The following is a 22,074-nucleotide window of genomic DNA, read 5'->3' as shown; positions in this document are numbered from 1 at the left end:
CCTGCGAAGGGGAGCACGGAGTAACACTGCTGGAATTACATGCCTGTCGCACCCCGAAAGTCAAGCGCACATCTGGTATGGACCAAACCGGCGCCTGCCCCGCTAGACACCCGATACCCCCCTGTGCGGCAAGGTATCCACATGCGCGAAATCACGGTCCTCTCCGGCGGCATGGGCGGCGCTCGCTTCCTCCAGGGTCTGCTCCACGGCATCCGGGCCGGGCGGCTGCCCGGCGTGGATCCCTATGCCGAGGTCACGGTCATCGCCAACACGGCCGATGACCTGTGGGTCCACGGTCTCAAGGTGTGCCCCGACCTCGACACCGTGATGTACACCCTCGGCGACGGCATCGACCCCGAGCGGGGCTGGGGCCGACGCGACGAGACGTGGAGCATCCGCGAGGAGCTGACGACGTACGGCGTGGAGCCGACCTGGTTCGGCCTGGGCGACCGGGACGTGGCCACGCACCTGGTCCGCACGCAGATGCTCGAGGCCGGCTATCCGCTCTCGGCGGTCACCGAGGCGCTGTGCAAGCGCTGGGAGCCGGGGGTCCGCCTGCTGCCGATGACCGACGACCGGGTCGAGACCCACGTGGCCATCGCCGACCCGGACGAGCCCAGTGGCCGCCGCGTCATCCACTTCCAGGAGTACTGGGTCCGCCTGCGCGCCGAGGTGCCCGCCGAGACGGTCGTCTTCGTCGGGCTCGACGCCACGAGGCCCGCGCCCGGCGTGGTCGAGGCGATCACCGGCGCCGACCTGGTCCTCCTGCCGCCCTCCAACCCGGTGGTGTCGGTGGGCACCATCCTCGGGGTCCCCGGGATCCGTGAGGCCCTGCTCGACACCGCCGCGCCGGTCGTCGGGCTCTCCCCCATCGTCGGGAGCACCCACGTGCGGGGCATGGCCCAGCAGATGCTCACCTCGATCGGCGTCGAGGTCTCGGCAGGCGCGGTGGCCCGCCACTACGGCGCGCGGTCGTCCGGCGGGGTGCTGGACGGCTGGCTCGTCGATGAGGGCGACGCAGGGCAGGTCGAGGCGGTCGAGGCCGCCGGCATCGCGTGCCGCGCCGTCCCCCTGATGATGACCTCGCCGGACGCGACGGCCGAGATGGCGGCCGCCGCCGTCGCGCTCGCCACGCACGGATGACAGCGCCCACCCGGACCGGCGGCGCGCTGCAGGTCACGGCCCCCGACGGCGTCCCGGAGATCGAGCCGGGCAGCGACCTCGCCGGAGCGTTGCTCGCCGTGGTCGAGCTGCTCGACGGCGACGTCCTGGTGGTGACCAGCAAGGTCGTGTCGAAGGCCGAGGGCCGGATCCGCGACGGCGATCGTGACTCCGCCCTCGCCGAGGAGACCGTGCGCGTCGTGGCCCGGCGCGGCCCCACCAGCATCGTGCGGACCCGCCACGGGCTGACGATGGCGGCGGCCGGCATCGACGCGTCCAACGTGCAGGCGGGTCGGATCGTGCTGCTGCCGCTGGACCCCGACGCGTCGGCCCGCCGGCTGCGTGAGGAGGTCCGCCGGCGCACCGGCCACAACGTCGGCGTGATCGTCACCGACACGGCGGGACGCGCCTGGCGCGAGGGCCAGACCGACATCGCGGTGGGCGCCGCCGGCCTGCGCGTCGTCGAGGACTTCGCCGGCCGCGTCGACGGCTACGGCAATCCGCTCGCGGTGACCGCCCCGGCCGTCGCCGACGAGATCGCCGGAGCCGCGGAGCTCGCCCAGGGCAAGCTCGGTGGCCGCCCCTGCGCCGTGGTCCGCGGCCGCGCCGACCTGGTGCTGCCGGCTGGCGAGCACGGACCCGGCGCGGTCGCGCTGGTGCGCCGTGAGGGCGGGGACCTGTTCGGGTACGGCGCCCGCGAGGCCGTCGTCCGCGCGCTGGCGGGAGCCCCGGCCGACCGGCTCCCCTTCGGCAGTCCCGCCTCCCCCGCTGAGCTGCGCGACGCGGTCCAGCGGGTGCTGGGTCCCGACGCCCACCTGGACGCAGGCCCCGACGCGGGCCCCGACGCCGACCCCGACCCGGCCGAGCTGCGTCTGACCTCCCTGACGCCGGCGGCTCGCCCGGTGCTGGCGGCCCTGGTCTTCGCCCACGGCTGGTCGGTCGAGGCCACCTCGGACGACCAGCACCCGGTCGTGCTGCGACCGTTCGTCACCACTCCGTAAGATCTGCCGACGAAGGTCCCCTCCGAGGAAGCTGGTTTTCGTGGTCAAGCCCGCCAAGAACGATCGTCGCGCCGTCGTCGACAAGATGCGCGCTCAGCAGAAGCGCGCCGACCGGCGTCGCGGCGTCGCCATCGTCGGCGTCTGCGTCGGCATCGCCCTGCTCATCGTGGTCGCGGCCGCCTACAAGCCGCTCAAGGACCAGTGGGACCGCAAGAAGTTCGAGGACCAGGAGATCGACGCCATCGGCGCCCCCGCGAGCGCCTGCGACGACGTCATCACGAAGCCCGCAGACGGCAACCAGGACCACGTCCCGGTAGGCACCGAGCTCACCTTCGAGGACTCGCCTCCGGCCTTCGGCCAGCACTGGGACCAGTGGGACTCCATGGACCGCAAGCTCTACACCCAGGAGGACCGCCCCGAGCTCGGCATGATGATCCACAACCTCGAGCACGGCTTCACGATCCTCTGGTACGACGAGACGGCCGCCGATGACGAGCAGATGATGGACGACATCACCGGCCTGGCCACGAAGTTCAAGGGCACCGAGAACTTCCGCAACAAGTTCAAGGCCGTGCCGTGGATGGAGAAGGACGGCGAGCCGTTCCCCGAGGGCAAGCACATCGCCCTCACCCACTGGTCGATCGGCGGCGAGGGCGAGGCCGTCGACGCCGGCAAGCAGGTGGGCGTGTGGCAGTACTGCTCCGAGCCCAGCGGCGAGGCGCTCGAGCAGTTCATGCTCGACTACCCCTACCTCGACTCCCCGGAGCCCGACGCCGCCTGATCGGGTCAGGTCAGGTCGTCGCGGCCCGCCCGTTTGAGGGCCGCGACGACCGCCTTGACGTCCTGGGCCCGCTCCAGCGTGGTCACCAGGAGCGCGTCCCCGGTGTCGACCACGACCACGTCGTCGAGGCCGACCACCGCGACCGTGCGCCCACCGCCGGGGACCACGAGTCCGCGCGCATCGACCGTCTGCACCAGGCTGCGGTCCCCCAGCACCACGACATCCTCCTCGGCGGTGCGCAGCAGCGCGTCGAGTGAGTGGAAGTCGCCGATGTCCTCCCAGCCGAAGCCGCCCGGCACGACCGCGACCCGACCCACGGCCGCCGCGGGCTCCGCGACCGCGTGGTCCAGGGCGATCTTCGGCAGCCCCGGCCACCAGCGCTCGAGAGCGGCGTCGAGCGCTGCTTCGTCGGCCCCTTCGTCGCAACTGTGGGCGGCCGCCGCCAGGGCGCGCAGGTCGGCGGCGAAGTCGGGGTGCCACTGGCCCAGCAGGTCGAGCAGGACGGTCGGTCGGACCACGAACATCCCCGCGTTCCAGCGGTGCACCCCTGAGGCGAGATAGCCCGTCGCCACCTCCGCGGACGGCTTCTCGACGAAGGCCCGCACGTGGGAGGCGTCCAGGCCGGGCAGGGGGTCGCCGACGTGGATGTAGCCGAACCCCGTCGCGGGGTGCGTCGGATCGATGCCCAGCGTCACCAGCCAGTCCTCGCGCGCGGCGGCGACCGCGCGTCGTACGCACTCCTCGAACAGGGCAGGCTGCGTGATGACGTGGTCGGCGGCGAACGAGCCCATGACCGCGTCGGGCGCCCGGAGCTCGAGCAGGGCGGCAGCCAGCCCGATCGCGGCCATCGAGTCTCGTGCGGAGGGCTCCGCGACGACCGACCCAGCGCCTAGCTGCGGCAGCTGCCCGCGCACAGCGTCACGGTGCGCGGCACCGGTCACCACCAGGAACCGGTCCTCCGCGAGGGGCGTGAGCCGGTCGACGGTGTCCTGGAGCAAGGAGCGCGCGTTGCCCGTGAGGTCGTGGAGGAACTTCGGCGAGTCCGACCGCGACAGCGGCCAGAGCCGGGTGCCGGCGCCCCCGGCCGGGATCACGGCCCAGAAGTCCTCGATGGGCCCCACGGCGGGGAGGGAGGCGTCGGGGAGGGAGGTGTCGGCTGCCATGGCCCGAAGCGTAGACGTCGCGCCGGGGCCCCCACGCCTAGGCTGGGCCGGTGACCTTCGCCAGCACTCTGACCGCCCTGCTCGCCCGCGAGCCGGGACGCCCCCTCATCACGTTCTACGACGACTCGACCGGCGAGCGCGTCGAGCTCTCCGTGACCACCTACGCCAACTGGGTCGCCAAGACGTCCTCGCTGCTGTGCGAGGAGCTCGACCTCGAGCGCGGCGACCGGCTGCTGCTCGACCTCCCCACCCACTGGCTGGGGCCGGTGTTCCTCGGCGCGGCGTGGAGCGTGGGGCTGGAGGTGGTGTGGGAGGGCCCCGCAGACGCTGTGGTGTGCGGTCCGGACTCCCTCGATGCCTGGGCGCCGCAGGCGGGCGACCTGCCGGTCGTGGCGTGCTCCCTGCGCCCCCTCGGCGTCCGGTTCGCCGAGGCGGTGCCCGCGGACGTCCACGACTTCGGGATCGAGGTCTGGTCGCAGCCGGACGCCTTCACGGCGTGGGACCCGCCGAGCGACGACGACCCGGCGGTGGCCGGAGTCGCCTGGTCCCAGCTGTGGCACGGGGCGCGCGACGCCGGTCTCCTCGAGGAGGGGGGCCGGCTGCTGACCACGCTCAACCCGGCCTCCGCCGAAGGGCTCCCCTGCCTGCTCGAGCCGCTGGCGCACGCCGGCTCGGTGGTGCTGGTCGCCCACCCCGACGACAGCCGGCTCTCCACGACGTACGACGCGGAGCGTGCGACCGCGCGCCATCCCCGGTAGCGGAGACGGGCTAGCCGGCGAGGTCGTAGCCGAGCAGCCCGTCCGCGAGGAAGCGAGGCGCCTCGAACCCCCCGCGAGCGTCGTCGCGCAGCACCCACAGGCGACCGGTCGCGGACTCCCGCACGATCAGGCTCGGTCCGGCGCTCAGGGTGACGTCACGGGTCTCGATCACCCAGTCGTAGGCCGAGAGGTCCACCTTCGAGGCCCGGTCGTCGGCCACGACGGCCGGGACCCTGGCACCGAGGGCGCCGGTGCCGTTGCCCGGGTAGACCCAGGTCGCGGAGCCGACCTTGCCCAGCAGGTCCGGCCAGCCGTCCCCGGTCACGTCGCCCACCGCGGTGAGCCCCGTGACGTCGCCGAGGTTGCGTCCGATGATCTTGGGATCCGCGAACTGACCACCACCGGTGCCCAGCCGCAGCCCCAGCGCTCCCTTGCTGGCGCTGCGGGTCATCACGTCGCCGAAGCCGTCCTTGTTCCAGTCACCGACGTTGATCACCAGGTCGGCGGCACCGAGCTTGAGGTTCGTCGGGACCGGCTCACCCAGGTCGTACTCCCCGAGGTGGCGCACCACCATCAGCCGACCGGCGTGCAGGCCGACCAGGTCCGGGGCCTTGTCGCCACGCACGTGCCCGCCGCCGCTGATCGACCCGAGGTTGTCGATCTTGCCGATCGGGCCGAGGGGGTGCCCGAAGGTGCCGCTGCCGGTGGAGGGGATCACGAAGCCGATGCGGTCAGCCCTGCGCCGCACGAAGAGGTCGGCGCGGCCGTCGCCGTTGTAGTCGCCATAGCCGGTGATGACGTCGTAGGCGTCCCAGCCGGTGCCGACCTTCACCCGCCCGGCCAGCCGGCCGCCCGGCTTGCCGGCATGCAGCCACAGCGTGCCGCTGCGGTCGCGCGCCAGCAGGTCCACCACCCCGTCGCCGGTGATGTCACCGGTCGAGGTGACCCGGTTGTAGGTCCCCCAGCCCTTGGCCAGCCAGCGCGTGGCGAAGCTGCCGTTCCCGCGCCCCGAGAACAGGTAGAGCCGGCCGTTCTTGACCTTTCTCGCCACGAGGTCGTTGCGGCCGTTGCCGTCGAGGTCGCCGACCGCGGTGATCTGGTCGAAGCCTTTGAAGAGCTTGCGGATGACCTTCAGACCCCTGGTGTAGTTGCCCTTCCCGTTGCCGGCGTAGGTCCGCACGACGCCGGTCTTGCGGTGGACGGCAACCAGGTCGCTCTTCCCGTCCTGGTTCAGGTCGGGTGACACGAGGATGTTGTTGCCGGCCCACCGGCCGGCTGCCCGCGCCGGAGCTGCGAACTTGATCAGCCCGCGCGTCGGGAGGATCACGCCCTGGCTGCCCGCTGCCCGCCGCATCACGATGTCCGGGTGCGCGGTCCCGACCAGGTTCGAGTCCGGGACCGGCGTCACCCTCATCGGGACGACCGGCGTCGGAGTGGGCGTCGGGGTGGGGGTCGGGGTGGGGGTCGGCGTCGGGGTGGGGGTCGGCGTGGGGGTCGGGGTCGGCGCGGTCGGGTTGGCCTGCAGGCTCGCGGCCCGGTTCCTGATCGCCCCGAGCTTGGCATAGAGGTACTGCCCGGGGCAGGCGGTCGAGCCGGCGTCGCGGTGACCGTTGACGGCGGCGAAGGTGCGTGACCCCACCCGCTGACGCATCGAGCTGGCCGAGACGCCGTGCAGCGAGAGCTTCCACGCGAAGAGGTCGCCGTAGGCCCTGACCATGACGGCGGAGGGCTGGACCACGTCGAAGTTGCCGATCGCCGACATCGCGAACGAGTAGTCGTTGTAGCCCAGCGTGTGCGCACCCACGACCGCTCGCGCCACGCCGCCGTAGCGCCCCTCCCAGATCCGGCCGAACCGGTCGACGAGGAAGTTGTAGCCCACGTCGCTCCAGCCGCGTGAGCGCGTGTGGTAGGCGTAGATGCTCCGGATGATCCCGGGGACCTGCGCCGAGGTGTAGTCGTTGGCGTTGACGGTGTGGTGCACGAAGCCGGCGCTGATGGAGCCGTAGCGCAGCGAGCTCTTGTCCCGCATCCGCTCGTCAGCACCCCACTGGGCACGGGAGAAGATCTGCGGCTTGGCCGGCAGGCTGGCCGCCTGCAGTGCGATGGCGGGGTCCGCGGAGTGAGCCGGCTCGGCAGGCTGGTCTGCGGCGGGATCGGCGAGCGCCTCGCCCTCGAGCTCCGGGGTCTCGACCTCGGTGCCGGTTGCCTCGCCCGGCTCGATGACGGCCACCTTCATGTCCGCCGGGACCTCGGTGCCGGCCTCGGTGGTCGCCCGGACCTGCACCTGGTCGACGTCACCCACGAACAGGGGGTCGGTGCCCGGGCGAGCCTTGACTCCCTCGGGGCTGGCCGGGTCGGGGCCGTGCTCGTCGTGGTACTCCAGGGCCGTCCACTCCGACCAGCCGTCCTCGGTGCGGCTGCGCGCCTGGACGGTGATGCTCTCGTCGTCGACCTGCTCCAGGCCGCTCCAGGTGACGCCCACCGCGCCGTAGCCGTGCACCTGCTCCGGCGCGCTCACGACCTCGTCCCCCCGGACCGTCGTACGACGATCCACGCCGGGCAGCGCGTCCTGCTTGGCGGACGGCGCCTCGCCCCCCTTGTCCCCGTCCCTGCCGTCGGGGACCGCGGGCGTCAGCCGGCGCTCGCGCACCACCGGGTCGACCGGAGCCGTCGGCACGACCGCCGTCTCCGTCTGCGGCTCGGGCTCGGTGAGGGCGAGCGAAGTCTCCACGTGTCCGCTGGGACGCTGCTGCACCACGTCGAGGGAGATCACGGCGGCGGCGGGTGTCAGGACCGCGAAGACGGCTCCCAGCGCCAGTGCCTGCTGACAGGCAGTGACGTATCGGGCCTTGCTGGGACGCATCGTCTGCTACTCCAGTGCGGTGAGTAATTCACATGGGTAGCAAGTTTCACATCTGTCACACTGGTCACCGCAAGGGTTCACGAGTAACTACAAGCGTGTAATTTCCAGTCGACACGCCGACGAGTTCCGAGTTTGTCAAACCAAACGGCGGAACTGTGGGGTTTCCGACACGGAAGAGCACCCCCGCAGCTGCCGGGTCACACGTCGTTGGCGAGCTCCTCGTCCGCGATCTCCTCGTCACTCGCGGTGGGCGCGTCGTACTTGAGGTACTTGATCCCGGCGTTGACCTCGCCGTCGAAGGCGAGGCGCCCCTTCTCGAGCACCAGGACCCGGTCGCACATCTTGCGCACCGAGCCGGCCGCGTGGCTCACGTAGAAGAGCGTGCGTCCACTGCTGCGCACCTCCTGCATGCGCTGCATGCACTTCTCCTTAAAGGGCTTGTCGCCCACCGCCAGCACCTCGTCGGCCAGGAAGATGTCGGAGTCGACGTGGATGGCGACCGCGAAGCCGAGCCGGGCGAACATGCCCGAGCTGTAGTGCCCCACCGGCGAGTCCAGGTGCTTGCCCACGTCGGCGAACTCGACGATGTCGTCGAGCTTGCGCCGGGTCTCCGCCTCGGTCATGCCAAGCACCGCGGCATTGAGGAAGATGTTCTCGCGACCACTCAGCTGGGGATGGAAGCCGGCGCCCGTCGCGATCAGGCCGGCGATCCTCCCGCGGGTCAGCACCGAGCCCGAGTCGGGGCGCATGATGCCGTTGATCAGCTTCAGCAGCGTGCTCTTGCCCGAGCCGTTGAGCCCCATCAGGCCGATCGACTCCCCCTGCTCCACCGTGAAGGAGACGTGGTCCAGGGCCTGGAACTGCTCGCTCAGGGCGCGACCGCGCATGGCGGCCACCGACATCTGCTTCAGCGTCCGGTGGTAGCGCAGGGTGAAGGACTTGCTGACGTCCTCGACCACGATGGACTGGGTCATCTACAGACGCTCCGGGATCTTGTTCTCGAGACGGGTGAAGACCAGCTGGGCCACCGCGAGCAGCACCAGCGCCACGGCCACGTGCGCGAGCCCGATCGCGAAGAGGTGATCGGGCATGTGGACGGCGATGGTGGCCGCCGGGTCCTCTGTCGTCCCCACCCAGAAGCCGCGCTGGAACAGCAGGACCGCCTCCGCGATCGGGTTGAGCAGGTAGTAGTGCGCGAAACGGCCGAACCGGTCGGCCACCATGCTGTAGGGGTAGATCATCGGCACGCTGAAGGTGACGAACTGGGTCAGCACCTGCACGACGTTGCCGAAGTCGCGGAAGAACACGTTGGCGGCGCTGAACAGCAGCCCCAGCGCGGTGCCGAGGATCGCGACCAGCGTGAACCCCAGCAGCGCGGCCAGCAGCCCCACGAGATCGGGACGCCAGCCGAGGACCACGCACAGGGATGAGAGCAGCACCATGCCCGGGATCACGTGGTAGGCAGACACCAGGGTGGAGGCGACCGGGAACATCTCCCGGGGCACCGCCATCTTCTGCACGAACCCCTTGTTGCGCACGATCGAGCGGGTGCCGGCGCCGAAGGTCTCGGTGAAGAAGTGGACCATCACCATGCCCGCGAAGAGGTGGATGGCGAAGTTCTCGATGCCGCGATCCAGGATCACGCCGATCACGAAGTAGTACATCGCCAGCTTGAAGGCGGGCTGGATGTAGGACCAGAAGAGCCCGAGGAACGACCCCTGATACCGCGCCGAGACCTCGCGACGCACCAGCAGCTTGAGCAGGTAGCGACGGCGGAACACCTCGAGCATCCCGCTGTTGGCGGACGGCGGGGTGAGCGGGGCGTCCACCACCCGCACCGCCGCCTGGGGGCGCTCACTCACCGCGATGGTCCTCCGGCTTCGGGTCGGTCCACGGGCGGAAGGTCTGCTCCCACGCCTGGGGGGAAGTCACGTCGCCCAGCGCCGCGCGGTACTCCTGGGCCAGGCGCGGCCACTCGCGGTGCAGACGCTGGTGGATCTCGAGGGTACGGCGCAGCAGGTCGCGGTAGCGCTGCGGATCGCGCTGGTAGAGCGCGGCCGAGGTGCCGTCCGGCATCGACACGATCGCCGAGTCGTAGCGCGCGAGGCGGTACCACTGGGCGTCCATCGCCGGGATCTCCGCCTCGGGGTGCTGGCGCGACAGTGGCCGCGGGCGCTTGAGCTGGCGCAGCGGGGCGAGCCCGGCCGTGATCAGCAGCGAGACCCGACCCGGCAGCTCGCTGCCGTCCTTGCCCTTGCGCGGCGGCTTCGAGCGACGTACCGGCGGGAAGGCGTCGGGATCGGCCTCCAGCTGGGCGTCGGTGAACTGCTTGCGGAAGGCGTTGACCTCGGGGAGCTTCACCGCGAGGTCCGCATGCAGGCGACCCGGCCCCGCGAGCACGTCCTCCAGCGCCTGGTGGCGCAGCTCGACCGTGGAGTACTGCATGCCCACGAGCTTGCCGATCTGGTGGTTGAGGCTCTCGCGCACCATCCGCCCGCCCCGCTCGTACTGCGAGTGCAGAAGGGCCGCGACGAAGCGGTTGCGCTGATGGAAGTAGGACTGCCAGTCCAGCGCGTCGTTCTTGTCGGTCCACGGGACGTGCCACACGGCCGCACCGGGGAAGCTGACCGTCGGGTAGCCGGCGGCCTTGGCGCGCAGGCCGTACTCACTGTCGTCCCACTTGATGAACAACGGCAGCGACAGTCCGATCTCGTCGAGCACGACGGTCGGGATCAGGCACATGAACCAGCCGTTGAAGTCGACGTCGATGCGCTTGTGCAGCCACCGCGTCGAGCGCAGGTTGCGGGCCGCGAAGTCCCAGTCGGTGAAGACGCCGGGAGCCGACTGCCACCAGAAGCGCCACGGCTGGACGATCTCGCCGAAGCTGTGCATCCGCGAGCGCGCGTAGAGGCTGAACATGTGGCCGCCCACGATCGTCGGGCGCCGAGCGAGGTCGCCGAACGTGACCGCCCGGATGATGCCCTCCGGCTCGCAGACGACGTCGTCGTCCATGCACATCATGTAGGTCGCGGTGCCCTTGCGCAGCGTCTCGAGCTGACCGCGGGCGTAGCCGCCCGAGCCGCCGAGGTTGCCCTGCTCGAGCACCCGCAGCTTGTCGCCCAGCGCCTCGGTGGCCGCGGAGAAGACCGGCGAGTCGGTGACCTTCTGAGTGCCCTGCTCCATGACGAGAACCTCGTCGAGGAGCTCGTGCACGCCCTCGTCCTCGCCGATCTGGACCAGCAGGTCGGCGCAGAAGTCGGGGCGGTTCATCGTGGTGATCGCGATCGTCACCGAGCCGGGCGTGGCCCGGTCCTCGGGGACCTCGGCGTCCCAGAGGGCGGTGACCTCGACGTCGTCGTCGCCGGCCACCACGTCGTACCAGTACCAGCCGCCGTCCACGAAGGGCTTCAGCGGCAGGTCGAAGGTGAAGGTGCCGCCGTCCTGGTCGCCGGTGGTCGCCTGGTCCACGCGCTGGGAGCGGCCGTTGGCGGTGGACTTGTAGACGATCACGGAGGCGGATCGTCCGGTGAGGGTGACGGTGAGGCGCACCTGGCTGACCACCGACCACCGCCGCCAGTAGCCCGCGGGGAAGGCGTTGAAGTAGGTGCCGAACGACAGCTTGTCGCCCGAGTGGATCCGCACCGTGCTCCGGTCAAGGATCTGGTCGGGGTGGATGCTGTCGCCCGTGGAGATCGACTGGCGCAGGCCCGCGGCGTGGAGCGCGCGGGCGTTGCGGTTGGTGCCGACCTCGTACTTGTCGGCGTCCAGAGCCACCGGCTGCGTGTCGACGTACAGCGGCAGGACGTCGAGGTCCTGGCCCATCGGCAGCACCTGACGCATCAGCACCCGGCGGGGCCCGGCACCCGTCTCCTGGCCCTGGATGGTCCCGGTGGCGATCTGTGTCGTGGTCATTCGTCCACTCCCCCGCTGGTCAGCGGCGCACCCTCGGCGAAGTGCGGCTTGAGCTTGTTGTCGAACATGGACAGCGCCGAGCCGATCGCCATGTGCATGTCGAGGTACTTGTAGGTCCCGAGCCGGCCGCCGAAGAGCACCATCGGCTCCTTCTTGGCCAGCTCGCGGTACTTCAGCAGCTTGGCCCGGTCCTCCGCGGTGTTCACCGGGTAGTAGGGCTCGTCGCCCTCCTCGGCGAAGCGGGAGAACTCGTGCACCACGATGGTCTTGCCCGGCAGGTAGGTGCGCTCGGGATGGAGGTGCTTGAACTCCAGCACCCGGGTGAACGGCACGTCCTGGTCGTTGGCGTTGACGACACCGGTGCCCTGGTAGTCGTCGACGTCGAGCGTCTCCGCCTCCAGGTCGATCGTGCGCCAGGACAGCCGACCCTCGCGGTTGTCGAAGTACTCGTCGACGGGGCCGGTGTAGACGATCGGGACCTTGCCCTTGAAGTCGTCGGCGACGTCGAAGAAGTCGGTCTCGACGCGGACCTCGATGTTGGGGTGCTCGGCCATCCGGTTGAGCCACGCGGTGTAGCCGTCGACGGGCAGGCCCTCGTACTTGTCGTTGAAGTAGCGGTTGTCGAAGTTGTAGCGCACCGGGAGCCGCGTGATGATGTCGGCCGACAGCTCGGTGGGGTCGGTCTGCCACTGCTTGGCGGTGTAGCCCTTGACGAACGCCTCGTAGAGCGGACGCCCGATCAGGGAGATCGCCTTCTCCTCGAGGTTGGTCGCGTCGGCGGTGGCGATCTCGCTGGCCTGCTCGGCGATCAGGGCGCGCGCCTCGTCGGGGGTGTGCGACCTCCCGAAGAACTGGTTGATCAGCGCCAGGTTCATCGGGAAGGAGTAGACCTGCCCCTGGTACTTCGCGAAGACCCGGTGCTGGTAGTCGGTGAAGTCCGTGAACCGGTTGACGTAGGCCCACACCCTCTCGTTGGAGGTGTGGAACAGGTGCGTGCCGTACTTGTGCACCTCGATCCCGGTCTCCGGGTCGATCTCGCTGTAGGCGTTGCCACCGAGGTGGTGGCGCCGCTCGAGCACCAGGACCTTGAGGCCGAGCTCTTCGGCGCAGCGCTCGGCGATGGTCAGTCCGAAGAAGCCGGAGCCGACGACGACGAGGTCGGGCAGGGGCGGGTTGCCGGGGTCAGTCAAGGGGAGGCTCTCCTGTGGGTTGACGCGACGGTCAGTCTAGCGACGGACGATGGGACGCTCGGGCACGCGACGCATGGTCCGTGCCGAGCGGATGGCGCGGATCACGTTGGCGGCCTCCGCACGCCCGCCCCGCACGGGGCTGAGGACGACCACGGCGAGCGCGATCAGGTAGGGCTTCAGCCGGACGAGCGCGTTCTCGCCGTAGCGGAAGTGGACCACGAAGAGGTTGCGGAACATGTAGAAGCCCTTCCACGTGTCCAGCGAGTGCTGCTGGTCGAAGTCGAGCTGGCGCACCAGCACCGCGTCGCGCACGGCCAGGACGTCGAACCCTGCCCGGCGGGCGCGCACGGCGAAGTCGACGTCGTCGTAGAAGATGAAGAACGACGGGTCGGGCAGGCCGATCGCGTCGATCACCCGGCGGTGCACGAGGAACCCCTCGAAGGCGACGTTCTCGATCGCGAGGGTCGCCGGCATGGCCGCGCGGTCGGCGTACGCCGAGTCCACCGTCGCGCGCTTGGGGCGCACCGCGAGCGGGTTGCGCAGGTCGAAGTGGACGGCGGCCTTCTCGACCAGCCGTCCCGACAGGTCCTCGCGCACGGCGGCCAGACAGGGCGCGTCCTGACGCAGCAGCACCTCGAGGCAGTCGGGGGCGGGGACGACGTCGTCGTCCATCAGCCAGATCCGGTCGTGACCGGCCTCGTAGGCCTGCTGGACGCCGAGGTGGAAGCCGCCGGCGCCGCCGAGGTTGCCCTCGCTATGCGTCACGACCAGGGGCAGGTCGCTCCGGGACGCCAGCACCGCGCGCGTGTCGTCGGAGCTGGCGTTGTCGATCACGTGCACGGCGTCGGGCATCCGCGTCTGCGCGGCCAGCCCGTCGAGCATCCGGCCGAGCAGCTCGGCGCGGTTGAAGGTGACGATGACGACGGCGATGCTCTCACTCACAGGAACCTCCGGTGCCCGGTGAAGTCGCCGCGCAGGCCCGCGAGCATCGCCTGCGCGCTGAGGACGAGGCGACGCCGGCTGGGGCGGGTGAACGTGTAGAACCAGGCGGTCTTCGCCACGAACGCCAGCGCGTGCAGCGGGCCGCGGTAGGCGCGCAGGTTGACCAGGTTGTTGCGCGCCATGCAGTAGTGCTTGAGGTCGCTCGGGCTGTGGTTGTACGTCGTGCGCCCGCGCGCCATGGGCGTGCCGAGGTCGTCGGTGGCCGGGTGCCGGAAGCGCGCGTCGACGACCGTGGCCACCCGGGCACCGGCCTCGCGGGCGCGCCAGAGGTACTCCACGTCGTCGCCCCAGATGAAGAACTCCTCGCGCGGCAGGCCGATGCGCGCCACCAGCTCGCGGGTGACCAGGACCCCGTTGAACGGGATGACCACATCGGCGATCAGCCCGTCGCGGGCGGCCGCCTCGACCTCGGCCATCGCGTGCACGACCTGGGTGCCCCCGGGAAGGCGGATCGGGAAGCAGAGCCGGGAGGCGTCCTGCTCGGCGAGGACCGCGGGTCCCCAGAAGTCGAGGTCGCCGCGCTGCAGCAGCACGTCGAGGCAGTCGGGGTCGGGGATCCCGTCGTCGTCCATCAGCCAGACCAGGTCGGCGCCCCGTCCGACGGCCGCGGCCAGGCCGGCGTGGAACCCTCCGGCGCCGCCGCGGTTGTCGGGCAGGGCGATGGTCTCCACTCCCGGGCCGGCGAAGGCAGCCAGCCACTCCCCCGTGCCGTCGGTCGAGGCGTTGTCGACCACGAGCACGCCGTCGAGCCGCTCGGTCCCGGCGAGGCGCGCGAGCAGCCGCTGGAGCAGCGCCAGCCGGTTGAAGGTGACGACGACGGCGAGGACGCGCTGCGTCGGTTGGCCGTCGGGGTTCACGCCGTACACCCTAGGTCGTCGCCCGTCCCCGGCCGAAGTCGCCGGTCAGCCCCGAGTTTCTGGGTCAGCCCCGAGTCCCCGGTCAGCAGGCAGAGCCCAGGTCGTCAGACTGGTTGGCGGCATAGCCCTCGCGCAGGGAGCCCAGCGAGCCACCGGTCATCGAGGTCGGGGCCTTGCGCTTGCGCTTCGGCTTGGCGTCGCTCTCGGAGGCCTCGATGGCCTCGGCGACCTTGCTGTGCACCAGGTCGATGTCGGGGTCGGCGGTGTTGATCATCGGCGGCACCAGGGAGAGCGTCGAGATCCGCTCGCCCTTGGCCTTGAGGGCCAGGGGGATGAAGCGGTCCAGCTCGCTGCCGGGCAGGCTCGTGGAGACCATCGCGGAGCTCGCCGCGGCGATCTTCTCGAAGTTGCGGATCGCGGTGGTCGGGCTGATCTGGGTGATCAGCGCGTTCATCACGCACTTCTGGCGTGCCATCCGCGAGTAGTCGTCGGAGCCCTCCCGGGCCCGGGCGAACCACAGCGTGTCGTAGCCGTCGAGCTTGCGCTCCCCGGGCTCGATGTAGTGGAAGAAGTCGTCGTGGGGCAGACCGACGGGGATCCGGTCGCGCACGTTGAGCGTCACGCCCCCGAACGCGTCGACGAGGTCCTTGAAGCCCTTGAGGTTGACCATCGCCCAGTAGTTGATGTCGAGGTCGGTGATCCCCTCGACCGCGGAGACCGTGGCGTCCATGCCCGGGTCGACGGAGCCGGGGAAGAGCTCGGTGTTGTCCTGGGCCCAGGTGCTGACGCCGTTGAGGTAGCAGTCGTCGCAGTCGAAGCCCTCGGGGAACTGCTCGGCCATCACCGAGCCCTCCTCGAAGGGGAAGTCCGCCATGTTGCGCGGCAGGCCGATCAGGACCGTACGTCCGGTCTCGGCATCGATGCTCGCCACCGTCAGCGAGTCGGGCCGCAGGCCCCAGCGCCCCGCGCCGGAGTCGCCGCCCAGCAGGAGCACGTTGAAGCGTCCCTCGTGGGAGCCGCTGACCTCACCGTTGCCGAACATCGCGAGGAAGTCGCGCTGGACCCCCACCAGGTGCGCACCGAAGAGCAGGGTGCCCGCGACCGAGAAGCACAGCACGCCGTTGACGCCGACCACGGCCAGGCGATGGTTCTGGCGCAGGGTGAGCGGCGCCCCGAGCCGCCAGGCGTCCATGAACAGCACCGCCCACCCGATGGCGAGCGCCATCAGGACCAGCCGCACCAGTCCGAGCAGCGTGGTGTTGGTGCCCGCCCAGAAGGCGAGCCCGTGCCAGAAGAAGCTGACCAGCAGGAGCGGGACGCCGATGGCCAGGATCGCCGCGCTGGTCAGCAGCGCGGCCCGGCCCACCTTGCGGTTGCCGGCGACGAGCTGGGCCGAGCCGGGCAGCACCAGCGTCATCAGCATCAGCGTGATCGCTCGACGGAACCGCACCCGCGAGGCGCGGTCGTCGGCGCTCAGCGTGGTCGGTCGCCCGCGGCCGGTCGGTCCGCTCGGCCCACTGGGGCCGCGGTCTCGATCGGGCAACCCGGGGGAAGATTCGGGTGGCATCCGAGGTGCCTCTCTGCTGGGGAAGTGCCTGGTGAATGACGCAGTGTCGCGACAGCCAGTATCACCAGTCACACGCGTCACAGCCGGCTGCGACGCGCCGGGAGCCGGTCACAGGTCGACCGGGGAAACCAACACGGGGATCAGCGGTCGCGCCCCTGGTCGATCTCCTGCTTGCGGGCCAGGCGGTGGGCGCGGCGGATCTCCGCCTCCCGGGAGCGGCGGATCTCGGTGGGGGTCTCGGGCACCAGGGCCGGCACCGTGCGCGCCTCCCCCTGGGCGTCGACGGCCACGAAGACGAAGTAGGCCGACGCGACGTGGCGTGGGGCGTTCGCGTCGTCCCAGGGCTGCGCCTCGACGCGCACCCCGATCTCCATCGAGGAGCGCCCGGCCCAGTTGACCTGGGCGGAGGTGCGCACGATGTCGCCGATCCGCACGGGGTTGAGGAAGACCATCTCGTCCATCGCCGCGGTCACTGCCGGACCGCCGCTGTGGCGTTGGGCGACCGCACCGGCCGTCGAGTCCGCCAGCTTCATGATCTCGCCGCCGTGGACGTTGCCGAGCAGGTTGGCCTCGGCGGTGTGCATGAGCATCGCCAGGGACACCCGGGCGTAGGACGGCGGGTGCGCCTCCGCGGTCTGGTCCAGCGGCTCGGTCACGTGCTCCGTCATGCTCATCACGCTAACCCGAGCGGGGCGTTCGGAGGTCGAAGGCCGGCGCCGACCTGGCCGGGAAGTGGCGGTCATCTCACTCGGCGTGGTCCACGTCTCCCCCCAGGGTCTCGGTGAGGCTCTGGCGCAGCCTGTTCCAGTGCGTGCTCCAGGCCTCCACGGGTGCCAGCGAGCGCTCGAAGACCTCCAACTGGCGGTCGAGCACGGCGAGCTCGGCCTGCAGCGCCTGGATGCTCTGTCGCTTGGCGTGCACCTCCTGGATGAGGACGTCGAGCTGGGCCGTCACCGGCGGCATCTGCTCGGCCACCTGGGCCAGGGAGGAGAGCATCCGGCTCACCGCCCGCGGGACCGGCTCGGGCAGGGCGCCCAGGGCTCCGGGCCCGGCGCCCGCCATCATCTCGGCGAGCGCCCGCGTGCGCTCCAGGAACCCGTCCACCGCGCCCTGCAGCAGGTGGGGCAGCTCGTTGTCTCGCGTCATCGGCCCTCCCTTTGATCTCTCCGGCCCTCAGATCTCCTCGGGCACCATCGCGATGGCCCCAGCGGGGCACTCGGACACGCACAGGCCGCAGCCCTTGCAGTAGTCGAGGTCGATGAGGTACTTCTCCCCCGGCTCGCCGAGCTTGATCACGGCGTTGTCGGGGCAGACCCCGAAGCAGTTGTCGCACGAGAAGCAGTTGCCGCACGACATGCAGCGTCGCGCCTCGTAGAGCGCGTTGTCCTCGCCGAGCCCCTGCACCACCTCGTCGAACGTGGACTGGCGGCGCACGCTCTCCAGCAGCGGGCGGTGCACGCGGGGTGCGTCCGCGTAGTACCAGGTGTTGAGCATCGCGAAGTCGGCGAGGTCGCGCTCCGGCGGCCGGTCCTCCACGACACCGCGCAGCCAGGCGTCGATGTGCCGTGCGGCCTGGGTCCCGTGCCCGATGCCCACGGTGACCGACTGCTCGTCGGGGATCATGTCGCCGCCGGCGAAGATGCCCGGGCGTCCGGTCATCATCCGGTCGTCGACCACGACCACGCCGTCGGTGACCTCGACACCGGCGAGCTCGCGGACGACCGACAGATCGGAGTCCTGGCCCAGCGCGAGCACCAGCGAGTCGGCCTCCAGCTCCTCGACCTCACCGGTGGGGCGGGGGAAGCCGGACTCGTCCAACTCCATCCGCTCGACCGCCATCGTGCCCACCTCGACCTGCTTGATCGTGGTCAGCCAGCGGAAGAGCACCCCCTCGTCCTCGGCCTCCTTGACCTCGCTCGCGTGCGCGGGCATCTTGTCGCGGGTCCGCCGGTAGACGACGATCGCGTCCTCTGCGCCGAGACGCTTCGCGGAGCGGGCCGCGTCGAGAGCGGTGTTCCCTCCCCCGTAGATCGCGACCCGTCGCCCCAGCAGCGGCGGCTCTCCCCCGGCCAGGTCACGCAGGAGGGAGATCGCGTCGAGCACTCGCGCCGCCGAGCCGGCGGGGATGTAGGCCCGCTTGCCCACCTGGGCGCCGATCGCCAGGAACGCCGCGTCGAAGCCGTCCCCGGCCATGGTCAGCTCGAGGTCAGCGACCCAGGTGTTCAGCTCCAGGTGCACGCCGAGGTCCAGGATGCGCTGCAGCTCCGCGTCGAGCACGTCGCGCGGCAGGCGATAGGCGGGGATGCCGAAGCGCAGCATCCCCCCGGCCTGGGCCGCCGCCTCGCGCACCGTGACGTCGTGGCCCATCCGGGCCAGGTGGTACGCCGCGGCGAGGCCGGCCGGACCCGCACCCACGATGAGGATCCGCTTGCCGGTGGGGGGCGCGTCCACGCTCACCGACCAGCCCTGCTTGATCGCCTCGTCGCCGAGGAAGCGCTCGACCGAGTTGATGCCGACCGCCTCGTCGAGCTGGCCGCGGTTGCAGGACGTCTCGCACGGGTGATAGCAGACCCGGCCCATCACCGCGGGGAACGGGTTGTCCTCCATGATCGTGCGCCAGGCACGCTCATAGCCGGCGCCGCCCTCCTCGGCGTCGTACAACCAGGACTGGACGTTCTCACTTGCCGGGCAGGCCCGGTTGCAGGGCGGCTGGCGCTCGATGTAGACGGCGCGCTCGGTGCGCCAGGAGCCGGTCTTGTTGGCCCGGCTCGACCCGACGTCGAGGGTGATGGCGAACGGCTTGTCCATCTCATGCTCCTGAGGGGTCGGGTGAGTCGGCGGGGTCGTCGGTGGGGTCGTCCAGCAGCCCGAAGCGGGCGACGTTGCGGTCGGCCGCCTCCTGGATCCGGGCGATGGTCTCGGAGTCCGGGCTCTCGCCGAAGAGGTGCGCATAGCGGCGCTGCAGGCTCAGGTAGTCCTCGACCGGCACCTTGCGGCGGATCTTCGAGACCTCGGTGACCTCGCCGTCCACCGCCTCGAAGACGGGGAAGATCCCGGTCTCCTTGGCGAGCCGGGCCACCCGGATGGTGTCCTTGGAGGCGGCACCCCAGCCGAGCGGGCAGGGCACGAGCACGTGGAGGTAGCGGGCGCCGCGGAAGCTCATCGCCCGCTCGACCTTGTACTCCAGGTCGTGCAGGTCGGCGACCGTCGCGGTGGCGACGTAGGGGATCTCGTGCGCCATCGCGATGAGGGGGACGAACTTGCCCTGCCCGAAGGCGTTGCCGGGTCGCGGCCCCAGCACCTTGGTGTTGGCGGTCCGGGCGGCGGGCGGCGTGGCGGCCGAGCGCTGCACACCGGTGTTCATGTAGCCCTCGTTATCGTAGCAGACGAAGAGCACGTCGTCGTTGCGCTCGAACATCCCCGAGAGGCTGCCGAAGCCGATGTCCACCGTGCCGCCGTCGCCGGCCTGGCCCACCACCCGCGTGTGGGTGTTGCCCTTGGCCCGCAGCGCGGCGGCCACGCCGCTGGCCACCGAGGGAGCGTTGCCGAAGAGCGAGTGCAGCCACGGGATCTGCCACGACGACTCCGGGTAGGGCGTCGAGAACACCTCGAGGCACCCGGTCGCATTGACCGCGACCATGTCGCCGTCGGTGGCGCGCATCGCGGCGTCGAGGACGTAGCGCGCACCGAGCGCCTCGCCGCACCCCTGGCAGGCACGGTGCCCGGAGGTCAGGGAGTTGGAGCGGTCCATCCGCGCCTGCACCGACCGCTGCTCGGGGTCGAGCAGCCGGTTGCCGGCCACCGAGGTGCCCACCTGGTAGAGCTTGATCTCCTGGAATGCCACGACGATCTCCTCAGCTCGGGCCTTCGGTCAGTGCGGTTCGGTGGCGACGGCCCCGAGCGAGCGCAGCAGCTGCTCCGCGTGCGGGCCGGTCCCGCCGGCGTCCGCGCGGGCCAGCTCACGCTCGACCAGTGCGGTGTCGAGGTCGTGGAAGTGCAGGACGTGCGGGTCGATCCGGTCGGCGAGCACGTCCTCGATCAGGCGACGCACGCTGGCCCGGGTGATGGGGCGACCACCGAGCCCGGCGACGACGTCGAAGACGACAGGAGGCTGCGCGGTCCTCGCCCCCATCAGGGCGAGCTGGGTGTTCTGCCCGACGATCCCGCCGGCCCCCACCGCGAACGCCTTCTCCAGCACCACGACCCGGCGCGCCCCGGCGAGCGCCTCGCGCACCTCCTCGCGCGGCCACGGGCGGAAGCAGGTGATCCCCAGAGCCCCGACGCTGACGCCCTCGTCGCGGAGCTCGTCGACGACCTCCTCGATCGTGCCGAGGACCGATCCCAGGGCGACCACGACCGTCTCCGCTCCGTCCAGCCGGTACGGCGCCACGAGGCCGCCGCTGGACCGGCCGAAGGCGGCCTCGAAGTCGGCGGCGATCCGCGGCACCTCGTCGAGCGCCTGCACCTGCTTGGCGTGCATGAGGTACTTGACCTCGGAGAACGCCTCCGGACCGACCATGGCGCCGATCGAGACCGGGTCGGCCGGGTCCAGCACCTGGCGCGGGACGAAGGGCGTGAGGAAGGCGTCGACCTGCTCCTGGGTGGGGAGGTCCACCGCCTCCGTCGCATGGGTGAGGACGAAGCCGTCCATGCAGACCATCACCGGGACCGACAGTCGCTCGGCGAGCGCGAAGGCCTGGACGTGCAGGTCGGCGGCGCTCTGGTTGGAGTCAGCGAAGAGCTGGATCCAGCCCGAGTCACGCATCGACATGGAGTCGGAGTGGTCGTTCCAGATGTTGATGGGGGCGCCGATCGCGCGGTTCGCGACGGTCATCACGATCGGCAGCCCGAGGCCGGAGGCGTTGAAGAGTGCCTCCGCCATGAAGAGCAGCCCCTGGCTGGCGGTGGCGGTGTAGGTCCGGGCGCCCGCCGCTGAGGACCCGATGCACGCGGACATGGCACCGAACTCCGACTCCGCCATGAGGTAGTCGCAGTGCTCCAGCTCTCCCATCCGGACGAGGTCGGAGAGGTCCTCCACGATGTGGGTCTGGGGCGAGATGGGATAGGCGGCGATCACCGCCGGGCGACACAGCGCCACCATCCGCGCGACAGCCTCCGAGCCCTCGATCTGGCGCAGTCCGGGAGGCCTGCTGCTCCGGCTGGGTGGGACGTCACCGGTCCTGTGCTGAGACATCGAGCTGTTCCCTTCCCTCACGGGCCCTCATCCGCCGGACCTGGGCTACGACGTGTGCGTGGGCCTCCTCGGCGGCGGCCACGTTGGCCTCGCCCATCCGGCCCGAGAAGCGCTGCCGGATGGCGTCGGCCACGGCGGCCAGCGAGACCCGCCCGGTGAGCGCGGCGAACCCGCCGAGCAACGCGGTGTTGGGCAGCGGCTTGCCGATGTGCTCGCGCGCCATCGCGGTGGCCGGCACCGTCATCGCCCGGCCAGGGGACAGCCGGCCGGACACGTCGGAGATCCCGAGGTCGCTGAAGCTGCGGGTGGTGTTGATCAGCACGTAGGTGTCGGTCCCGATGCCGTCGAAGACCTTGACCTGATGCAGGAGCGTCGGGTCCTGCACGATGAGCGCGTCCGGGAGCGTGATCGGCTCGTGGATGCGGATCGGGCGGTCGTCGAAGCGGCAGAAGGCGACCACGGGGGCGCCGGTGCGCTCGGAGCCGAAGGTCGGGAACGCCTGCGCCTGCCAGCCCTCGTCGAAGGCCGCCACCGAGAGCATCTCGGCGGCGGTCACCGTGCCCTGGCCGCCGCGGCCGTGAATTCGCACCTCGAACATGGTTGCCTCCTGCGTCGGACGGTAGGC

19 protein-coding genes are annotated in these 22,074 nt (G+C 70.9%); 4 read left to right on the top strand and 15 right to left on the bottom strand.

Annotation, left to right across the window (positions count from 1 at the left end):
• Window positions 1–141 precede the first annotated feature (141 nt).
• The 3 genes from cofD to ACYU7L_RS21375 are packed head-to-tail and all read left to right on the top strand — an operon-like array spanning window position 142 to window position 2,943.
• On the top strand, window positions 142–1,143 hold the full coding sequence (gene cofD, locus ACYU7L_RS21385; protein ID WP_460800813.1) for a 2-phospho-L-lactate transferase: 1,002 nt from the start codon (window positions 142–144) through the stop codon (window positions 1,141–1,143).
• Entirely contained in the window at window positions 1,140–2,162 is a 1,023-nt protein-coding gene (gene cofE, locus ACYU7L_RS21380; RefSeq protein WP_460800810.1) for a coenzyme F420-0:L-glutamate ligase, read from the top strand. The genes cofD and cofE overlap by 4 nt, the downstream gene beginning before the upstream one ends.
• Before the next feature lie 40 nt (window positions 2,163–2,202).
• Window positions 2,203–2,943: a DUF3105 domain-containing protein gene (locus tag ACYU7L_RS21375; RefSeq protein WP_460800808.1), complete on the top strand. Its 741-nt coding sequence runs from the start codon at window positions 2,203–2,205 to the stop codon at window positions 2,941–2,943.
• A gap of 5 nt (window positions 2,944–2,948) precedes the next feature.
• Here ACYU7L_RS21375 and ACYU7L_RS21370 read toward each other — a convergent pair whose 3' ends face one another.
• The gene (locus ACYU7L_RS21370) at window positions 2,949–4,106 is read right to left on the bottom strand and encodes a mannose-1-phosphate guanylyltransferase (RefSeq protein WP_460800806.1); all 1,158 of its coding nucleotides are present in this window, start codon (window positions 4,104–4,106) and stop codon (window positions 2,949–2,951) included.
• Window positions 4,107–4,156: 50 nt separating this feature from the next.
• Here ACYU7L_RS21370 and ACYU7L_RS21365 point away from each other — a divergent pair, with 50 nt between their 5' ends.
• On the top strand, window positions 4,157–4,864 hold the full coding sequence (locus tag ACYU7L_RS21365) for a TIGR03089 family protein (RefSeq protein WP_460800803.1): 708 nt from the start codon (window positions 4,157–4,159) through the stop codon (window positions 4,862–4,864).
• 10 nt (window positions 4,865–4,874) lie between these two features.
• Here the strand turns inward: ACYU7L_RS21365 and ACYU7L_RS21360 are convergent, their stop codons facing one another.
• From ACYU7L_RS21360 to ACYU7L_RS21295, 14 genes are all read right to left on the bottom strand, one after another.
• A complete protein-coding gene (locus tag ACYU7L_RS21360; RefSeq protein ID WP_460800800.1) occupies window positions 4,875–7,727 on the bottom strand; it encodes an FG-GAP-like repeat-containing protein in 2,853 nt (950 codons plus the stop codon).
• Window positions 7,728–7,924: 197 nt separating this feature from the next.
• Window positions 7,925–8,701, bottom strand: a complete 777-nt coding sequence (locus tag ACYU7L_RS21355; protein WP_460800798.1) for an ABC transporter ATP-binding protein — start codon at window positions 8,699–8,701, stop codon at window positions 7,925–7,927.
• On the bottom strand, window positions 8,702–9,589 hold the full coding sequence (locus ACYU7L_RS21350) for an ABC transporter permease (protein ID WP_460800796.1): 888 nt from the start codon (window positions 9,587–9,589) through the stop codon (window positions 8,702–8,704). It abuts the gene before it with no gap.
• Window positions 9,582–11,639: a glycosyltransferase gene (locus ACYU7L_RS21345; RefSeq protein ID WP_460800793.1), complete on the bottom strand. Its 2,058-nt coding sequence runs from the start codon at window positions 11,637–11,639 to the stop codon at window positions 9,582–9,584. The genes ACYU7L_RS21350 and ACYU7L_RS21345 overlap by 8 nt, the downstream gene beginning before the upstream one ends.
• Window positions 11,636–12,829 carry a UDP-galactopyranose mutase gene (gene glf / locus ACYU7L_RS21340; RefSeq protein WP_460800790.1) on the bottom strand — a complete coding sequence of 398 codons (1,194 nt, stop codon included), beginning with the start codon at window positions 12,827–12,829 and terminating at the stop codon, window positions 11,636–11,638. Before glf ends, ACYU7L_RS21345 begins: the two co-directional genes overlap by 4 nt.
• Before the next feature lie 36 nt (window positions 12,830–12,865).
• The gene (locus ACYU7L_RS21335; RefSeq protein WP_460800788.1) at window positions 12,866–13,771 is read right to left on the bottom strand and encodes a glycosyltransferase family 2 protein; all 906 of its coding nucleotides are present in this window, start codon (window positions 13,769–13,771) and stop codon (window positions 12,866–12,868) included.
• Window positions 13,768–14,688: a glycosyltransferase gene (locus tag ACYU7L_RS21330; RefSeq protein ID WP_460800785.1), complete on the bottom strand. Its 921-nt coding sequence runs from the start codon at window positions 14,686–14,688 to the stop codon at window positions 13,768–13,770. Before ACYU7L_RS21330 ends, ACYU7L_RS21335 begins: the two co-directional genes overlap by 4 nt.
• 82 nt (window positions 14,689–14,770) lie before the next feature.
• Entirely contained in the window at window positions 14,771–16,255 is a 1,485-nt protein-coding gene (locus ACYU7L_RS21325) for an LCP family protein (RefSeq protein WP_460800782.1), read from the bottom strand.
• A 140-nt stretch (window positions 16,256–16,395) separates the two neighbouring features.
• A complete protein-coding gene (locus ACYU7L_RS21320) occupies window positions 16,396–16,923 on the bottom strand; it encodes an acyl-CoA thioesterase (RefSeq protein ID WP_460800780.1) in 528 nt (175 codons plus the stop codon).
• A 76-nt stretch (window positions 16,924–16,999) separates the two neighbouring features.
• Complete coding sequence (locus tag ACYU7L_RS21315; RefSeq protein WP_460800778.1) at window positions 17,000–17,401, bottom strand: hypothetical protein; 402 nt, start codon at window positions 17,399–17,401, stop codon at window positions 17,000–17,002.
• A 27-nt stretch (window positions 17,402–17,428) separates the two neighbouring features.
• Window positions 17,429–19,063 (bottom strand): NAD(P)-binding protein, encoded by a 1,635-nt coding sequence (locus ACYU7L_RS21310; protein ID WP_460800776.1) that lies wholly within the window; start codon window positions 19,061–19,063, stop codon window positions 17,429–17,431.
• A 1-nt stretch (window position 19,064) separates the two neighbouring features.
• Window positions 19,065–20,099, bottom strand: a complete 1,035-nt coding sequence (locus tag ACYU7L_RS21305) for a thiamine pyrophosphate-dependent enzyme (protein ID WP_460800774.1) — start codon at window positions 20,097–20,099, stop codon at window positions 19,065–19,067.
• A gap of 27 nt (window positions 20,100–20,126) precedes the next feature.
• A complete protein-coding gene (locus tag ACYU7L_RS21300) occupies window positions 20,127–21,449 on the bottom strand; it encodes a transketolase C-terminal domain-containing protein (RefSeq protein WP_460800772.1) in 1,323 nt (440 codons plus the stop codon).
• Complete coding sequence (locus ACYU7L_RS21295) at window positions 21,427–22,047, bottom strand: 2-oxoacid:acceptor oxidoreductase family protein (RefSeq protein WP_460800770.1); 621 nt, start codon at window positions 22,045–22,047, stop codon at window positions 21,427–21,429. The genes ACYU7L_RS21300 and ACYU7L_RS21295 overlap by 23 nt, the downstream gene beginning before the upstream one ends.
• Between the last annotated feature and the right edge of the window lie 27 nt (window positions 22,048–22,074).

The organism is Nocardioides pacificus (assembly GCF_054775955.1).
The sequence above is the reverse complement of the archived record's forward strand: the minus strand, read 5'-3'. Positions and strand labels throughout refer to the sequence as shown.